Raw genomic sequence first — 15,226 nt, 5'->3', positions numbered from 1 at the left:
GGCTCGCTGATCTCGTCGGCGGCCGGTTCGACCAGCCGGAAGCTGGCCCGGACCGCGCCGCCGGCCGCGTCGCGCTGCCAGGCGTCCAGTTCGGCGCGGAGGGTGGCCAGGGCGGCCGGGTCGGCGGTGAAGTCGGGTCGGGGCCCGGTGAGCGCGGCGAGCCACGCGGGCACCGCGCCGCCGGGTCGCACGCCCCGGGCCAGCGCGGTCCGCTCCAGGGCGGCGCGGGCCGCCGCGTCGGTGAGCGCGTCCAGCGCGTCCGCGACCAGCTCACCGGCGGAGGCCTCGGGGTCGGCGGCCCGCGCGGCCGGCGGCAGGGCGAGGGCGAGGGACCGGGCCCAGGCGGCGTCCGTGCCGGTGAGCACGGGCCGCCACACGGCGCGGGCCGACACCCCGTCGGCCGGACCAGCCGCTGACGCAACCGGTGCGGGCGCGTCGGTGACGCCGGGCAGGACGCGACCCCGGGTCACCAGGTCGACCGCGAAGTCGGCCAGCTCGGCGAGGTGCCGCAGGGTCGCGCCGGGCGCCGCCGGCAGGTCGTCCAGGGCGCGGAGCAGCGACAACGCGGCGCCCGGGGCGTACCGCAGGACGGGGACCCGCCACCCGGCGAGGGTGACCCGGCCACGGGCCGCAGGTGCGACGTCGGTCCGGATCAGCTCCGGTGAGTCGAGCGGCACGCCGCCACGGGTCGGCAGGGTGAGCGGCGCGGAGCCCAGCCCGGTCGGCTCCGCGGCCTCGGCGAGCGCGGCGGCGAGGGCGGGATGGTCGGCGGCGAAGGGGTGCGGACGCTCACGCGGCGCCCGGCCCGGACGACGCGGCGCCTCGGCCGGCGGGGTGCTGTCCTCGGCCCAGACGGCGAGTTCCCCGTCGCCGGGCAGCCACAACCCGTGGACGACCAGCACACGCTCCCCCTCCCGACGCCCGGGCCAAGGATAGGCGGGCGGAGGCGGCTACCGTCGGCGCCATGTTCGACCTCCTGGTGATCGGCGGGCTCGGGGTGGACGTGCGCGTCCGGGTGCCCGCGCTGCCACTGCCCCTCGCCGACAGCCTGACCGTCGACCCGGTGGAGCTGCGGATCGGCAACACCGGCGCCGGGGTGGCGCTCGCCGCGCACGCGCTCGGGCTGCGGGTCGCCGTCGTGGACGTGCTCGGCGCGGACCCGGCCGGGGACGTCGTACGGGCGGCGCTCGCCCGGGCGGGCCTGCACGCGGTGCTGGTCGACGCCCCGGCCGGCACCCGCCGCTCGGTGAACCTGGTCGACCCGACCGGCCGCCGGATGTCCCTCTACGACCCGCGCCCCTGGTCGGGGCCGCCGCCGGTGACACCGGCCGAGCTGACCGGGCTGGTCCGGGACGCGGCGCACGTCCACCTGTCGATCATGGATTGGACGACCGGACTGCTGCCCGCCGTGCGGGACGGGCTCGGCGCCGGGGCCGTCCTCAGCACCGACCTGCACGACTGGGACGGGGAGAACCCCTACCACCGACCGTTCGCGGCGGCGGCCGACCTGGTCTTCGTGAGCGGGGTCCGGCTCGGCGACCGGGCGGCCACCGTGGCGGCCGGCCTGGCGCCACGCACGGTCGTGGTGACCCGGGGCGCGGCCGGCGCCGACCTGCACCTGGGCGCCGGCGCGCCCACCCGGGTGCCGGCCGCCGCACCGCCCGGCCCGGTCGTCGACACCAACGGCGCCGGGGACGCCTTCGCGGCGGGGCTCGTCGCCGGGCGGCTCGGCGGCGCTCCGCTCGACGAGGCCGCGGCGTACGCGGCGCGGGTGGCCGCGGCGGCCTGCACCCACGACGGCATGGAGTATCCGCCGGGTCTGCTCCCCACCCGGTGACAAGGGCCCGCCGGCCCGCGCGCTCAGATCGCCCCGGTCTGCCCGTCGGTCAACTCGCGGAGGATGTCGGCGTGCCCGGCGTGCCGGGCGGTCTCCTCGATCAGGTGCGTGAGGATCCAGCGCAGGGAGACCTCGCCGAGCTGCGGGTGCGGCACCACGTGGTCGAGGTCGAAGCGGCCGGCGACCGCGCGGGAGCGCTCGCAGGCCCGCTCGTAGGCGGCCGCGACCCCGTCGACGGTGTCCTCCTCGGTGACGGTGAAGCTGGCGAGGGCGTCCTCCTCGGAGGTCAGGTAGACGTCGTCGGGGCCGGGGGCGAGCAGGCACGGGAACCAGTTGCGCTCGACCATGGTGAGGTGCTTCACCAGGCCGGCGAGCGTCGTCGCCGACGGCACCAGCCGGCGGGTCGCGTCGGCGTCGGAGAGCCCGCGCAGCTTGCGCAGCACCACGCTGCGGTGGAAGTCGAGGAAGGATTCGAGGACGGCCCGTTCGTCGCCGGTGCGCGCGAGCACGGGGCCGAGCGTGGGGTCGATCGTCATCTCCGCCATGACGGCACGTTAGCCAGCCGTCGCGGTGCGCGCTGCCCCGCTATCCGCTGCGCGGCCCCTCCGTTACCGGCAGGATGAGCGCATGGCCTCAACGGTAGAGATCCCTCTGGTGGGTGGCGTGGCCGACGGTCAGACGGTGACCGTCGAGCTGGACAGCAACGGGCGACCGCCGCTGACCCACCACCACCTCGGCCCGCAGGGGCTGGCCGAGGCGCAGATCTACGAGTTGGAGTCGGTCGCCGACGGTGGCTCCGACTGGCGCTACTGCTGGCGCGGCCCGGCCGTCTGAGCGGCCCGACCGGCGCGCCACCCGGCCCGGCGGTCCGGCGCTGCCCCGCGCGGCGCGGTCCGGCCCGCCCGCGGCGGCCGGCGGTCAGGCGCGGGTGAGCCCGCGGGACCGGATGCTGTCAAGCACTGCCCCGGTGACCTGGGAGGTGCCCCGGGCCTGGTCGCACACCTCGGCGACCCGGCGGGCGGTGGCCGCGGCGCGCTGCTCCCGCTCGTCCCACAGCCGGTCGACCTCCGCGAGCAGCGGACCCTCCACCTCCCGCTCCACGCCGCGGAGGGCCGGCACGCCGAGCCGCTGGGCCAGGTCGAAGACCTTTCCCGCGTACGGGAGCGGCAGGAACGGCGTGTTCACCATCGCGGCGAAGATCAGGAAGTGCAGCCGCATGCCGACGGCCAGGTCGAAGTGGCGCATCAGGCCGAGCACCTGCTGGGGCGAGTACTTGCCGTGCAGGATGCGGCCCCGCTCGGCGGCGATCATGTGCGACAGCACCCCGTGCGAGTGCCGGATGTCGTCGCGTTCCATCGGCACGAACAGCACGTACGCGTCGATCCGGTGCACCAGGAAGTCGCCGATCTGGGCCAGCAGCCGGTGGTAGCCGTCCACGTCCAGCCGCTCCGCGGCCCGGCCCGGCTCCCGGACACTCATCCCGACGAGGCGCTTGCCGGCCGGCACGCCCTCCTCGCGCAGCAGGTCGGCCGGGAACTCCGCCGCCTCCAGCAGGAACGCCGGGTCGGCGGTCACGGTGATCGGGTTGACCAGCCCGGCCTCCTCCAACACCATCCGGGACTCCTGGTCGCGGACGGTCAACTGGGTCGCCCCGGCAAGGGTCTCCCGGACCATGCCGGTGTCGACCCCGTCGCTGAGCGGCCCGACGCCCACCGCGTACGTGATCAGGGGCAGGCCGCGCTCCTGCGCGACCCGGACGACCCGCAGGTAGCGGCGGGCCTCCCGGTCGTAGAGGATGCCGCCGCCGCCCAGGATCAGCAGGTCCAGCTGGGCCAGCACCAGGGCCGAGTCGGTCCGGCTCACCCCTTCCCAGGGCACCGCCTCCACGTCCGGGTGGGCGACCCGGGTGTGGGCGGGGTTCCGGGAGAAGACGATGATCCGGGCGTTCGGCTCCTGCTGGCGCAGGTCGGTCAGGAGCCCGGTGAGGATCGCCTCGTCGCCGAGGTTCCGACCGCCGTACGAGCCCAGCACACCGATCGTCAGTCCGGCGCCATGCGTCATCCGTCGCTCCCTCCCAGGTGCGTCGGGGCGCGTTTTCCCGCTGGAGGGAGGAACAGTCCTGGCAGGTCAGCCGGCGGTCACGGCGCCGGCTCGGGCCGGGGCAGCGGCTTGACCATCTGCTGCGCGGCCACCCGGAAGCCGAGGCTCTCGTAGAGGCCGATGGCGACCGTGTTGGACCCGAAGACGTTCAGGCCGAGCTCGGGCACCCCGCGGGCGGCGAGTTCGGCCTCCATGAGCTGGATCATCCGCCGCGCGTGCCCGCGTCCCCGGTGCGCCGGGTCCACCTCGATGTTGTGGATCCAGGCCCGGCCGGGGCTGGCCTCACCCGGGCCGGGCAACGTCACCCAGATCCAGCCGACCTGGACGTCGTCGACGCGGGCCACCCGCAGCAGCACCCCGGCGGTGGCGACGCCGTCGGGCAGCAGCCCGGCGATCTGGGTGGCGGCCAGGTCCCGGGCCGCGTCGGGCGGGTAACCCCGGTGGCGGGCCACCTCCTCGGCGTACGACTCCTCCAGCGGCCCCCGCAGTCGCGCCCACTCGTCCGCCGTCATCGGATCGAGCACCAGTCCCATCCCCACACCGCCCTTCCGGCGCTCGCCGTCCCATCCCGGTGATCAGGAGGTCCGCGTCGGCTTCGAGGCTATCCGCGACGTAAACCCCTTGATCAGCGCGGCGGAGGCGCGCACGGTGGTTGCGTGACGGACGTGACCAGGAGCCGGGTCCACTGGGCGGAGCTTCCCGTGCAGGTCCGGGCCGGGGTGCAGGAGATCCTCGGTGACCGGGTGGTGGGGGCGGTGTCCCAGCCGGGCGGTTACTCCCCCGGCTCGGCCGACCGCGTCCGCACCGCCTCCGGGCGGCGGGCGTTCGTGAAGGCGGTCAGCCCGGCGCAGAACCCGGACAGCCCCCGGCTGCACCGCGCCGAGGCGCGCGTCGCCGCCGCCCTGCCGGAGGCGGCGCCGACACCCCGGCTGCTCGGCTGCCACGACGACGGGGACTGGGTGGCGCTGGTCTTCACCGACGTGGACGGCCGGCACCCGGCCACCCCGTGGCTCGCCGACGAGCTGTTCGCCGTGCTGTCCACGCTGGAGGCGATGGCGGCGCTGCTCACCCCGTGCCCGGTGCCACACGCACCAACCGCCGCCGAGCGGCTCGCGTACGACTTCGCCGGCTGGCACCGGATCGCCGCCGACCCGCCCGCCCGGCTGGACCCGTGGGTCCGCGACCACCTCGACGCGCTGCGCGCCGCCGCCGACCAGGGGCTCGGCGCGCTGGCCGGGGACACGCTCTGCCACGTCGACATCCGGGCCGACAACCTGCTGGTCGACGCCACGGGCGGGGTACACGTGGTGGACTGGCCGTGGGCCTGCCGGGGACCGGCCTGGCTGGACACCGCGCTGCTGCTGGTCAACGTGCGCCTGCACGGCGGCCACGACACCGAGGCCCTGCTGCGCGAGCTGCCGCTCACCGCCGACGTCGACCCGGCCGCGCTCACCGGCGTGTACGCCGGCCTGGCCGGCTACTTCGCCGACGCGGCCCGGCGGCCGGCCCCGGCCAACATCCCCACCGTCCGGGCGTTCCAGCAGGCCCAGGCCGACGCCCTGCTCCCCTGGCTGGCCAGCCGCCTCCGCTGACCCGGCCCGCGGGAATCGGACCTGGCGCTCGGTGGGCAACGCGGGGTCCGATCGCCGCCAGACCGGGGACGTGCCGGGTTTCATGATCGTCGCATGACGACACTTACTGGCAAGGTCGCCCTGGTCACCGGTGGCGCCCGGGGCATCGGGGCGGGCATCGCGCTGCGCCTCGCGCAGGACGGCGCCGACGTCGCGCTGACCTACCGACAGAGCGCGGACCAGGCCGCCACCGTGGTGCGGCGCGTCGAGGCGCTGGGCCGACGGGCTCTCGCGATCCAGGCGGACAGCGCCGACCCGGCAGCCGTCCAGGAGGCGGTCGACCGGACGGCCGCCGAGCTGGGCCGGCTGGACATCCTGGTCAACAACGCCGGCGTGTTTCTGGTCGGCGCCGTCGACCAGTTGGGCACGGACGAGCTGGAGCGGACGCTGGCGGTCAACGTCCGGGCACCGTACGTGGCCGCGCGGGCGGCGGCCCGGCACCTGGGCGACGGCGGCCGGATCATCAGCATCGGCAGCAACGTCGGCGAACGGGCGGTGTTCCCCGGGCTCTCGCTCTACTCGATGAGCAAGACGGCGCTGGCCGGGCTGACCCGCGGCCTGGCCCGGGAGCTGGGTCCGCGCGGCATCACGGTCAACCTGGTCAACCCGGGTCCGACGGACACCGACACGAACCCGGCCGACGGCCCGAACGCGGCAGCCATCGCCGGTTTCACCGCCCTCGGTCGCTACGCTCGCCCCGCCGACATCGCGGCGACCGTCGCACACCTCGCCACGCCGGACGCCGCGTACGTGACGGGTGCGGTGGTCAACGTGGACGGCGGGTTCACCAGCTGACGGAGCACCGGGCGCGGCAGGCGGGGTCCCGCCGCGCCCGGGCCCCAACCATCCGTGCGGTGGGTGGCGTCTGTAGTGGCGAGGAGGTGGGCATGCCCGAGACGTTCCACGACTTCGTGGTGCACCGCACGCCGGCCCTGTCCCGGACCGCCTACCTGCTCACCGGCGACCACCAGCTCGCCGAGGACCTGTTGCAGGCCGCCCTGGCCCGGACCTACCGGCACTGGCGGCGGATCCGTGGCGGTGACCCCGAGGCGTACGTCCGCCGGGTCATGTACCACCAGCAGGTCTCCTGGTGGCGGCGCCGCCGGGTCGCCGAGCGGCTGGAGGCCGAGCCCACCGACCGGGTCGCCGCCGACCACACCGACTCGACGGCCCTGCGGATGGCCCTGACCGCGGCCCTGCAACAGCTCACCCCACGACAGCGGGCGGTGATCGTGCTGCGCTTCTACGAGGACCTGACCGAGGCGCGGGTCGCCGAGGTGCTCGGCTGTTCGGTCGGCACGGTCAAACGGCACGGCCACGACGCGCTGCGCCGGCTGCGGCTGATCGCCCCCGACCTCGTCGACGGCACCCCGGAGAGGAGCCCGCGATGACCGCCCGGCTGCGCGAGGCGCTGCGCTCCACCGCCGACGCCGCCCCCACCTACCCGGTGTACGAGCGCGCTCTGTCCACCGCCCGCCGGTCCCGCCGCCGGCGCACCGCCGCGGCGCTGGCGGCGCTGGTCCTCGTCGTGCTCGCCGGTGCCACCCTGCCGGTGCCGGGCGGCCCCGACGCGACCCCGGCCACGGGCGCGCCGGCGGCGCTGCCGGACCGGATCGGCCTGCCCCCGCTCGGCACCCTGCACGCCACCGACCGGCCGGCGTTCGGGCCCGCGTCGGTCATCTTCAGCGGCCAGGCCGGGCGGTTGCAGGGCTGGGACGAGGACGGCGGCATCGGGATCGTCTCCGCCGGCTCCGACGACTACCGGAAGATCTCGATGGGGTACGAGGCGCCGGTCGGCGAGAAGGTGATCCTCTCCCCCGACGGCCGCTACGTGGCCCGGCCGTCCGGAAGCCCGGAACGTCCCCGGATCGACGTGATCGACCTGGTGACCCGACGCGTCCGGCAGTTCGCCGCGGCCGCGTCGGGCAGCGTCGACACGGTCCCCGCGGCGTGGTCGCCGGACGGCACCCGCCTCGTGGTCCGGGACAGTGTGCCGACCGGCCCGGACCGGGCCGACTACCGGCACGTGTTGTCGGCCGTCCCGCTCGACGGGAGCGCGCCGGTCCGGCTGGCCGAGTTGCCGAGCGGGCCCGTCGCCGGGTGGCCGGTCGCCTTCGCCCCGGACGGGAGCCGGCTCGCGTACCAGGTGGGACGCAGCGTCGCGGTGACCACCCCGAGCGGCGGGCCGACGACGATGTTCCCGCTGCCGGACGAGTCGTGGCTGGCCGGCAAGGGCGCGTGGACCGCCGACGGCAGGCTCACGGTCGCGACCCGACGCACGGGCACCACCACGTGGAGCCTGCGCCGGGTCGACCCGGGCACGGGTCGGGAGACGGGTGGACCGACGCTGCCCGCCGTGACCGGGGTGACCGCCATCCAGCTGCTCGGTTGGGGGCCGGGCGGGTCGGCGGTGGTGGTGGCCTTCCGGCCGGAGCCGCTCGCGCCGACCCGGTTCGACGAGCCACTCGACCTGGACCAGCGCGTCGCGTACGGGAACGTGCGCGCGGTGCGGGTGCTGGCGCTGGACCCGGGCGCCGCCGAGCCGCGCACCCTGATGACCGCGCCCGAGCAGGTGCTCGCCGTCGACGTGGCCGACCAGGTGATCGCGTCGGGGCGTACCCGGCAGGCGCACCCGCCGGGGGGTGTCGGCGGGCGGTTCTGGTACTGGACCGTCCTCACGGCCCTGCTGGTGGCGGGCGTGGCGGTGTTCCTCGGCCGGGAGCGGCTGGCGCTGTGGCTCGACGACCGGCGGGTCCGGCGGGCACGCCGGGCGGGTGGTGGGTGACGGTCGGCGCCACGAACGCCTGATCGGCGGCGTCGGGGGTAAGCGCGGCGGCAGCAGCCGCGCCGTCCCAGGAGGCATCGTGACCCTCACCGCACCGGCCGCGACGATCGGCCTCGACACCGTCGCCGACGTTGCGGCGCAGCTCCGGGTGGATTCGGTCCGATCCAGCACGAGTGCCGGGTCCGGACATCCGACGTCCAGCATGTCGGCGGCCGACCTGTTCGCGGTGCTCGTCACGCGCCACCTGCGCTACGACTGGGACGACCCCGGGTCGGCGGCCAACGACCATCTCGTCCTGTCGAAGGGGCACGCCTCGCCGCTGCTGTACTCGCTGTTCAAGGCCGTCGGCGTGGTCTCCGACGACGAGCTGATGAACGGGTACCGCCGGTTCGGGCAGCGCCTCCAGGGCCACCCCACGCCCGCGCTGCCGTGGGTGGACGTCGCCACCGGCTCGCTGGGTCAGGGCCTGCCCGACGGTGTCGGGATCGCCCTCGCCGGCCGCTACCTGGACCGGCAGCCGTACCGCGTCTGGGTGTTGTGCGGCGACAGCGAGATGGCCGAGGGGTCGATCTGGGAGGCGCTGGACAAGGCGGCCTACTACCGGCTGTCCAACCTGACCGTGCTGGTCGACGTCAACCGGCTCGGCCAGCGCGGCCCGACCGATCTCGGCTGGGACGTCGACGCGTACGCCCGGCGGGCCGAGGCGTTCGGCGCCCGCGCCCTGGTTGTCGACGGGCACGACCTGACCGCCGTGGACGAGGCTCTGACCGCCGCCGGGAACCCGCCGGACGACCGGCCGACGGTGATCCTCGCGCGCACGGTGAAGGGGCGCGGGTTCTCCGAGGTGGAGGACAGCAACGACTGGCACGGCAAGCCGTTCCCGCCGGACATGGCCGAGCGGGCGGTGCGCGAACTCGGCGGCGTCCGCAACCTCACGGTCCGCGGCCCACGACCGGTCGCCACCGGCACCGACGGCGCCAGCCCCACCGCGGACCCGGCGGCCCGCCCGGTCACCACCGAACCGACCGGGCCGTCGACCCCGGCCCGCTACGACGTGGGCGAGCCGGTGCCGACCCGCAAGGCGTACGGCGACGCGCTCGTCGCGCTGGGCGCCCGCAATCCGCGCGTCGTCGCGCTGGACGGCGAGGTGAGCAACTCGACGTACGCGGTCGAGTTCGCCCGCGCCCACCCCGGGCGCTACTTCGAGATGTTCATCGCCGAGCAACAGATGGTGGCCGCCGCGACCGGCCTCGCGGCGCGCGGCTACCGCCCGTTCGCGTCCACCTTCGCGGCGTTCCTGACCCGGGCGTACGACTTCATCCGGATGGGTGCCGTCTCCGGTGCCGACCTGTGTCTGGTCGGCTCCCACGCGGGCGTCGAGATCGGACCGGACGGCCCGTCGCAGATGGGCCTGGAGGACCTCGCGATGATGCGCGCGGTGCAGGGCTCGACGGTGCTCTACCCGAGTGACGCCACCAGCACGGTCGCGCTCACCGAGGCGATGGCCGTCCTGCCCGGCATCAGCTACCTGCGGACCACGCGGGGCAAGTACCCGGTGCTGTACCCGGACGGGGAGGCGTTCCCGGTCGGCGGGTCGAAGGTGCTCAGCTCGTCCGACGAGGACGCGGTGACCCTCGTCGGCGCGGGCGTCACCCTGCACGCCTGCCTCGCCGCCGCCGACATGCTGGCCGACGAGGGGATCCGCGCCCGCGTCATCGACTGCTACTCGGTCAAGCCCATCGACGACGCGACGCTCGCCGCCGCCGTGGCGGCGACCGGCGGCCGGATCGTGGTGGCGGAGGACCACCACCCGGAGGGCGGCCTCGGCTCGGCGGTGAAGGACAGCCTCGTCGCCGACGGCCGGGTGGCACCGTCGATGGTGCACCTCGCGGTACGCGGCATGCCCGGCTCCGGCTCCGCCAAGGAACTGCTCGCCTGGGCCGGTATCGACGCCGACCACATCGCGTCCGCCGCGCGCTCGCTCGTGACCGGCTGAGTCGCGCCGGGTCGCCGGGGTCCGACCGTCCGACTATGGTGGCCGGATGCCCCGGTACGCGGTCGGTCTTCCCAACGTCGGGCCCTTCGCCGACGCCCGGACGCTGGTCGAGCTGGCCGTCGCGGCCGAGGAGCGGGGGTGGGACGGCGTCTTCCTCTGGGACCACCTGCTCTACCACGACGACTGGCCGGTGGTGAACACCGTCGTCGTCGCGTCGGCGGTGGCGGCCCTGACGTCGCGGATCCGGCTCGGTGTGCTCGTGACGGCGCTGCCGCGCCGGCGGGTGCAGACCGTGGCCCGGGAGACGGCCGCCCTGGACACGCTCTCCGGCGGCCGACTCGTCTTCGGCGCGGGGATCGGCTCGATGGACGCCGAGTACGCCGCTTTCGGCGAGGACCCCGACCTGCGCGCCCGGGGCCGGCGTCTGGACGACTCCCTCGCGCAGCTCGCCGCGCTCTGGTCGGGTGAGGTGGTGACCACCCCGGCCGGGCACCCGGTGCGGATGCTGCCCGCGCCGGTTCAGCGACCCCGCGTCCCGGTCTGGTGCGCCGGCCGGTGGCCCAACCGTCCCGGCTTCCGCCGGTCCGCCCGCTGGGACGGGTTCGTGGCGACGTTCACGAACGCTGGTCAGGGCGTGCCCGTGCCGGTCGAGGACTTCGCCGACGTGGTCGGCTTCGTCGGCGCCGAGCGCGGATCGCTGGACGGCTTCGACGTGGTCCTCGAGGGAGCGACGACGCCGCAGGACGCGCCGGACGTCATCGCGCCGTACGCCGCCGCCGGCCTCACCTGGTGGATCGAGGCGATGGGCTGGTGGCGCGGCGGGGTGGCCGCGGCGCGGGAGCGGATCCTGGCCGGCCCGCCGCGCTGACCCGTCCCCGCCCCGCTGACCCGTCGCATCTCGCGCCGGCACCGGCTGGCGGGACGAGGGCACGCGCTCCGCGCCCGTTTTGGTACTGTCACGCTCCCCTTGATCGAAAGAGGACACGGCATGACCGGCACCGGGGCGGCCCCTGGCACGGACCCCACATCGGACCACGAGCCGACCCGGGACGCCGCGTCGACATCCACGACTCCTGATCCGGCCCCGTCTCCGGATCCGGTCTCCGCGCCGCCCGCCGACGGCGGCTGGGCACCGCTGACCGCCGGTCCGACGCCGCCGGAGGCCACCCCCACGACGGCCCAGCCGCCCACGGGAGAGGCACCACCGTCCGGCCCGGCCGCCACGCCGCTCGGCCCGCCACCACCGGGCGGCTGGCAGACGCCGCCGCCGCCGGCGCACCGCAACCACACCGTCCTCATCGCGGCCGGGACGGCCTGCCTGGTGCTGGTGATGGCGTGCTTCGGCCTGGCCGGCGGCCTCGTCCTGCTGCGTAAGACGACGCACACCGCGTCCGGCCCGAACGACCGGGCCGCGTCGTCACCGACGACCGGCGGTGGCCTGAGCGCGGCGGACCGGCCGTCCGCCTCCCCGACCACCGACCCCGGGCCGAGCGCGGAGCCGACGCTGGGCCCGGAGGCCAGCGCGTACGGTCCCACCGAGGTCCGCGACCTCAACCGGATGTGCGACGACAACGTCTACTACCCGCAGTCGCCGAAGCGCGCCGGCAAGGCGCCGCACCCGGTGGTGGTGCTCGTCGACGACGGCTCGGGCCTGCGTCACCAGGACAGCGGCTACTACTACTCGGAGGGCCTCTCCGACCGGGTGGAGCGGACCTGGGCGGCGCAGGAGCCCGGCAAGGTGCAGATGGTGGCGTGCCTCGACCGGGTCAGCGCCGGCTCCACGATCCGACAGTGCAGGTTCGACGACCCGAAGCCGGACACGCTGCCGCTGGTACGGGCCGGGTGGCGGCTGCGCGTGTACGAGGTGGCGACCGGCCGCACGCTGCTGGACAAGGCCATGCCCGGCGACGACCGGGCCTGCCCGTACGTCGTCATGCTCTTCGGCGAACGGAAGATCTACGCCGAGGTCAGCGACAAGGCGCTCCTCGCGGCGCTGCGCAAGCTCGTCACGAAGTAGCCTGCGTCGGAGGAAGTCCCCGGTACTCCCCGGACCCGGTCGGTCACCGCACAGCACCAGTCGTAGCGGCCCCTCGACGCCAGGGGCCAGGTGTGGGGGAAGGGAACCGTCAGGAGCGCGTCGTCACGCGGGGGCGCCGACCCCGAAGGGCCCGGCTCCGTCCCGCAGCCGCCGAACCTGGCCGGATGCACCGGCACCTTCACGGGTCGGTACGTCCAGGCCGGGACGTACGCGTGCACGCGGTCGTCGGCGGCGACGGGCCGCCGCCGCCGCCGCTGGTGCGCGGCTGGCCCGTGACGTGGTACGCCTGGCGCCTTCGGCCCGACGGTCGGCGACGCGATGCGGCTCGTCGCGGACGACGTGGAGGGCGTCATCATCCCCGGGGCGGCCCGGACCAGGGCCGCTCCGGGTGACGACCGTCAGGCGACCGCGGCCTCCATCAGCTCCGTGACCTTCTTCTCGACCTCCGGGCTCCACGTCGTGAGCGCGTACGACACGGGCCACAGCTCCCCCTCGTCGAGGTGGGCCGCGTCCTGGAACTCCAGGGTCGAGTAGCGGGAGTTGAACTTGCCCGAGTTCTTGAAGGCGACGACGATCTTGCCGTCCGCGTTCGCGTACGCGGGCATCCCGTACCAGGTCTTCGGCGACAGCTGCGGAGCGGCGGCGGTCACCGTCAGGTGCACGCGCTCGGCGAGGGCCCGGTCCTCCGGCGTCATCTTCGCGATGCTGTCGAGGAGCGCCTGAAGGTCGTCGGCCTTCTTGGCGCCCTTCTTGCCCTCGGCGCGCAGCTCGGCGGCGCGCGCCTTCATCGCGGCGCGCTCCTCGGCGCTGAAACCGTCGGACCCGGTGGTGGGACTCTTGGTAGCCATGTCTGGGTCGCCTTTCGTGCTCTGGCCGGTGCGTGCCCGGTTCGGTGAGAGCAACGCTAGGCCCCTCGGCACCCCCCGTGCTTCTCGATTCCTGACCTGATGAGGGGCCGGTCGGTCGCCCGGGCACGGTGCGGCCGGTCGCCGACCCGCGGAGCCGTCGGGCGCGCGTAACTCTCAGCAGCAGCGCCCGGCCCGCGGTCGATTCCCGGCGCCCCACCGGAATCGCCGCTCATATGGTCACGACCATCTACGTCGCTTCCGGCGGCTTCGCGACTTCCTGGATGTCGGGTTCATCGCCCGACGCGAACACCCCGACTTCCAGGAACCGGAGTCGATCACGTCACCACATAATGGCGACGTGCTCACCTACGTCCGTTGGTACCACCTCGACGAGGATCGCTGGAACTACGACGAGTTGGACGCCGACGGATGGGCGGTACGACACGTCGAGATGCGCGGCGCGGATGGGGCGATCCTGGCAGCGGCGTCACTCGCGGAGGTCTTGGCAGCGCGAGACGCCGGCGACACAAGGGCGTTGGGGCGTTACGAGAGACGGTACGGAATCGTGCCGGAGGCACCGCTCCCCCAGCCTGGCAGAGACGTCGAGCCGGCGATGGAGGAGATCTCGGCCGAGGAGTTCGAGAAGCTCTGGCAGGTCGCGCGCCGCGATCTCGTCGGACGGCTCCCGTGACCGCCACCGCTGCCACCGCCCCGGGAAGTGATCTTCCTGGGGCGGTTTCGGCTGGTGATCGAGGGTGGGCGCGGCAGGTTTCGAACCTGCGACCCCTCGCTTGTAAGGCGAGTGCTCTCCCACTGAGCTACGCGCCCGGAACGCCCGTACGGCGGGCCGGTGGCTGGCAAGCTTACCTGTTCGCCGCCGGCCCGGTCGCATGGCGTCGCCGGTGGGATCGTCAGCCGGCGGCCTCGGCCAGCGCCTTGCGCCAGCCCTGCTGGTCGCGGCGCTCCCCCGGCAGGTTCATCTCGGCGAAGCGGACCACGCCGGCCTTGTCGATCACGAAGGTGCCCCGGTTGGCGACACCGGCGGTCTCGTTGAAGACCCCGTACGCCTGGGCGACCGCGCCGTGCGGCCAGAAGTCGGCGAGCATCGGGAACCGGTAGCCCTCCCGCTCGGCCCACACCTTGTGGCTGAAGATCGAGTCGACGCTGACGGTGAGCACCTGGACGTCGTCGTTGACGTAGTCGTCGAGGTTGTCCCGGATCTCGGTCAGCTCGCCCTGGCAGGTGCCGGTGAAGGCGAGCGGGTAGAAGACCAGCAGCACGGTGCGCCTGCCCCGGAAGTCGGAGAGGCGTACCTCCTGGTTGTTCTGGTCCTTGAGGGCGAAGTCCGGCGCCTGCGCGCCGACCTCGATGGGCATGCGGGACTCCTCGCCTGCGATGGGACGGCACGAGCCTGCCCGGACCCGGCGGCGTCCCCGCCGGGTGACCTGGGCCGCCGCGGTGGGCGGTGGCCCGTCGGGCGGCTACTTCTTGGCCTTGGCCCCGCGGCGCAGGACCAGGCGGGCCCCGCTCCAGTCGCGGCCGGCGTTGATCGTCGAGGTCTGCTGGAGGCCGGCGGTGGGAGCGGACTCGGCGATCTCGCTGGGCTCCACGTGCCCGTCCCGCCCCGCCTTCGGCGTCAGCAGCCACACGACCCCGTTGTCGGCCAGCGGGCCGAGGGCGTCGACGAGGATCTCGAAGAGATCACCGTCGCCGTCGCGGTACCAGACCAGCACCGCGTCGACGACCTCGTCGGTGTCCTCGTCGACGAGGTCTCCACAGCGGTCGGTGAGGGCGTCCCGGAGATCCTGGTCGACGTCGTCGTCGTACCCCATCTCCATGACGACCATCCCCGGCTCGATACCGAACCGGTCCGCCAGGCTGCGTACCCCGTCGGCGGCCTGACCAGCGGTCGCGCTCACTGTCGCGTGCCTCCTCATCTCGTCCCTGCTCGCGGCGTCTGGTCGACGCCGTCAGGCAAAGTCCACACAGTT

General features: G+C 74.8%; 16 protein-coding genes, 1 tRNA gene and 1 pseudogene. 10 read left to right on the top strand and 8 right to left on the bottom strand.

What is annotated here, in order from left to right; genetic code table 11:
• Window positions 1-13 precede the first annotated feature (13 nt).
• Window positions 14-902 (bottom strand): annotated as a pseudogene (locus GA0070620_RS34350) (ATP-dependent helicase); the annotation flags it as partial.
• A 62-nt stretch (window positions 903-964) separates the two neighbouring features.
• On the opposite strand from GA0070620_RS34350, the gene GA0070620_RS29410 reads away from it, so the two are divergent.
• On the top strand, window positions 965-1,837 hold the full coding sequence (locus tag GA0070620_RS29410) for a carbohydrate kinase family protein (protein WP_091596254.1): 873 nt from the start codon (window positions 965-967) through the stop codon (window positions 1,835-1,837).
• A 23-nt stretch (window positions 1,838-1,860) separates the two neighbouring features.
• On the opposite strand, the gene GA0070620_RS29405 is transcribed toward GA0070620_RS29410, so the two are convergent.
• A complete protein-coding gene (locus GA0070620_RS29405) occupies window positions 1,861-2,382 on the bottom strand; it encodes a DinB family protein (protein WP_091596252.1) in 522 nt (173 codons plus the stop codon).
• 82 nt (window positions 2,383-2,464) lie between these two features.
• On the opposite strand from GA0070620_RS29405, the gene GA0070620_RS29400 reads away from it, so the two are divergent.
• Window positions 2,465-2,671, top strand: coding sequence for a hypothetical protein (locus GA0070620_RS29400; protein WP_091596250.1), 207 nt, complete (start codon window positions 2,465-2,467; stop codon window positions 2,669-2,671).
• 84 nt (window positions 2,672-2,755) lie between these two features.
• On the opposite strand, the gene GA0070620_RS29395 is transcribed toward GA0070620_RS29400, so the two are convergent.
• Together GA0070620_RS29395 and GA0070620_RS29390 are read right to left on the bottom strand one after the other, a co-directional pair.
• Window positions 2,756-3,898 carry a polysaccharide pyruvyl transferase family protein gene (locus GA0070620_RS29395; protein ID WP_091596248.1) on the bottom strand — a complete coding sequence of 381 codons (1,143 nt, stop codon included), beginning with the start codon at window positions 3,896-3,898 and terminating at the stop codon, window positions 2,756-2,758.
• 77 nt (window positions 3,899-3,975) lie between these two features.
• Window positions 3,976-4,470, bottom strand: a complete 495-nt coding sequence (locus GA0070620_RS29390) for a GNAT family N-acetyltransferase (protein WP_091596246.1) — start codon at window positions 4,468-4,470, stop codon at window positions 3,976-3,978.
• Window positions 4,471-4,593: 123 nt separating this feature from the next.
• Here GA0070620_RS29390 and GA0070620_RS29385 point away from each other — a divergent pair, with 123 nt between their 5' ends.
• From GA0070620_RS29385 to GA0070620_RS29355, 7 genes are all read left to right on the top strand, one after another.
• Entirely contained in the window at window positions 4,594-5,529 is a 936-nt protein-coding gene (locus GA0070620_RS29385) for a phosphotransferase (RefSeq protein ID WP_172836525.1), read from the top strand.
• 93 nt (window positions 5,530-5,622) lie between these two features.
• Window positions 5,623-6,363 (top strand): SDR family oxidoreductase, encoded by a 741-nt coding sequence (locus tag GA0070620_RS29380; RefSeq protein WP_091596243.1) that lies wholly within the window; start codon window positions 5,623-5,625, stop codon window positions 6,361-6,363.
• Between the two features lie 92 nt (window positions 6,364-6,455).
• Window positions 6,456-6,959, top strand: a complete 504-nt coding sequence (locus GA0070620_RS29375; RefSeq protein ID WP_091596242.1) for a SigE family RNA polymerase sigma factor — start codon at window positions 6,456-6,458, stop codon at window positions 6,957-6,959.
• Window positions 6,956-8,353 carry a hypothetical protein gene (locus GA0070620_RS29370; protein ID WP_091596240.1) on the top strand — a complete coding sequence of 466 codons (1,398 nt, stop codon included), beginning with the start codon at window positions 6,956-6,958 and terminating at the stop codon, window positions 8,351-8,353. Before GA0070620_RS29375 ends, GA0070620_RS29370 begins: the two co-directional genes overlap by 4 nt.
• A 79-nt stretch (window positions 8,354-8,432) precedes the next feature.
• On the top strand, window positions 8,433-10,349 hold the full coding sequence (locus GA0070620_RS29365) for a transketolase (protein ID WP_231922013.1): 1,917 nt from the start codon (window positions 8,433-8,435) through the stop codon (window positions 10,347-10,349).
• 46 nt (window positions 10,350-10,395) lie between these two features.
• A complete protein-coding gene (locus tag GA0070620_RS29360; protein ID WP_091596238.1) occupies window positions 10,396-11,217 on the top strand; it encodes an LLM class flavin-dependent oxidoreductase in 822 nt (273 codons plus the stop codon).
• 120 nt (window positions 11,218-11,337) lie between these two features.
• Complete coding sequence (locus GA0070620_RS29355; RefSeq protein ID WP_091596236.1) at window positions 11,338-12,366, top strand: hypothetical protein; 1,029 nt, start codon at window positions 11,338-11,340, stop codon at window positions 12,364-12,366.
• A 419-nt stretch (window positions 12,367-12,785) separates the two neighbouring features.
• Here GA0070620_RS29355 and GA0070620_RS29350 read toward each other — a convergent pair whose 3' ends face one another.
• Window positions 12,786-13,235 carry an iron chaperone gene (locus tag GA0070620_RS29350; protein WP_091596234.1) on the bottom strand — a complete coding sequence of 150 codons (450 nt, stop codon included), beginning with the start codon at window positions 13,233-13,235 and terminating at the stop codon, window positions 12,786-12,788.
• Window positions 13,236-13,593: 358 nt separating this feature from the next.
• Here GA0070620_RS29350 and GA0070620_RS29345 point away from each other — a divergent pair, with 358 nt between their 5' ends.
• Complete coding sequence (locus tag GA0070620_RS29345) at window positions 13,594-13,926, top strand: hypothetical protein (RefSeq protein ID WP_091596232.1); 333 nt, start codon at window positions 13,594-13,596, stop codon at window positions 13,924-13,926.
• A gap of 65 nt (window positions 13,927-13,991) precedes the next feature.
• On the opposite strand, the gene GA0070620_RS29340 is transcribed toward GA0070620_RS29345, so the two are convergent.
• From GA0070620_RS29340 to GA0070620_RS29330, 3 genes are all read right to left on the bottom strand, one after another.
• Window positions 13,992-14,063, bottom strand: a tRNA-Val gene (locus tag GA0070620_RS29340).
• Between the two features lie 83 nt (window positions 14,064-14,146).
• Window positions 14,147-14,611: a peroxiredoxin gene (locus GA0070620_RS29335; RefSeq protein WP_091596229.1), complete on the bottom strand. Its 465-nt coding sequence runs from the start codon at window positions 14,609-14,611 to the stop codon at window positions 14,147-14,149.
• 105 nt (window positions 14,612-14,716) lie between these two features.
• A complete protein-coding gene (locus tag GA0070620_RS29330; RefSeq protein ID WP_091596227.1) occupies window positions 14,717-15,154 on the bottom strand; it encodes a DUF3052 domain-containing protein in 438 nt (145 codons plus the stop codon).
• Between the last annotated feature and the right edge of the window lie 72 nt (window positions 15,155-15,226).

The organism is Micromonospora krabiensis (genome assembly GCF_900091425.1).
Lineage (GTDB): Bacteria > Actinomycetota > Actinomycetes > Mycobacteriales > Micromonosporaceae > Micromonospora > Micromonospora krabiensis.
The sequence above is the reverse complement of the archived record's forward strand: the minus strand, read 5'-3'. Positions and strand labels throughout refer to the sequence as shown.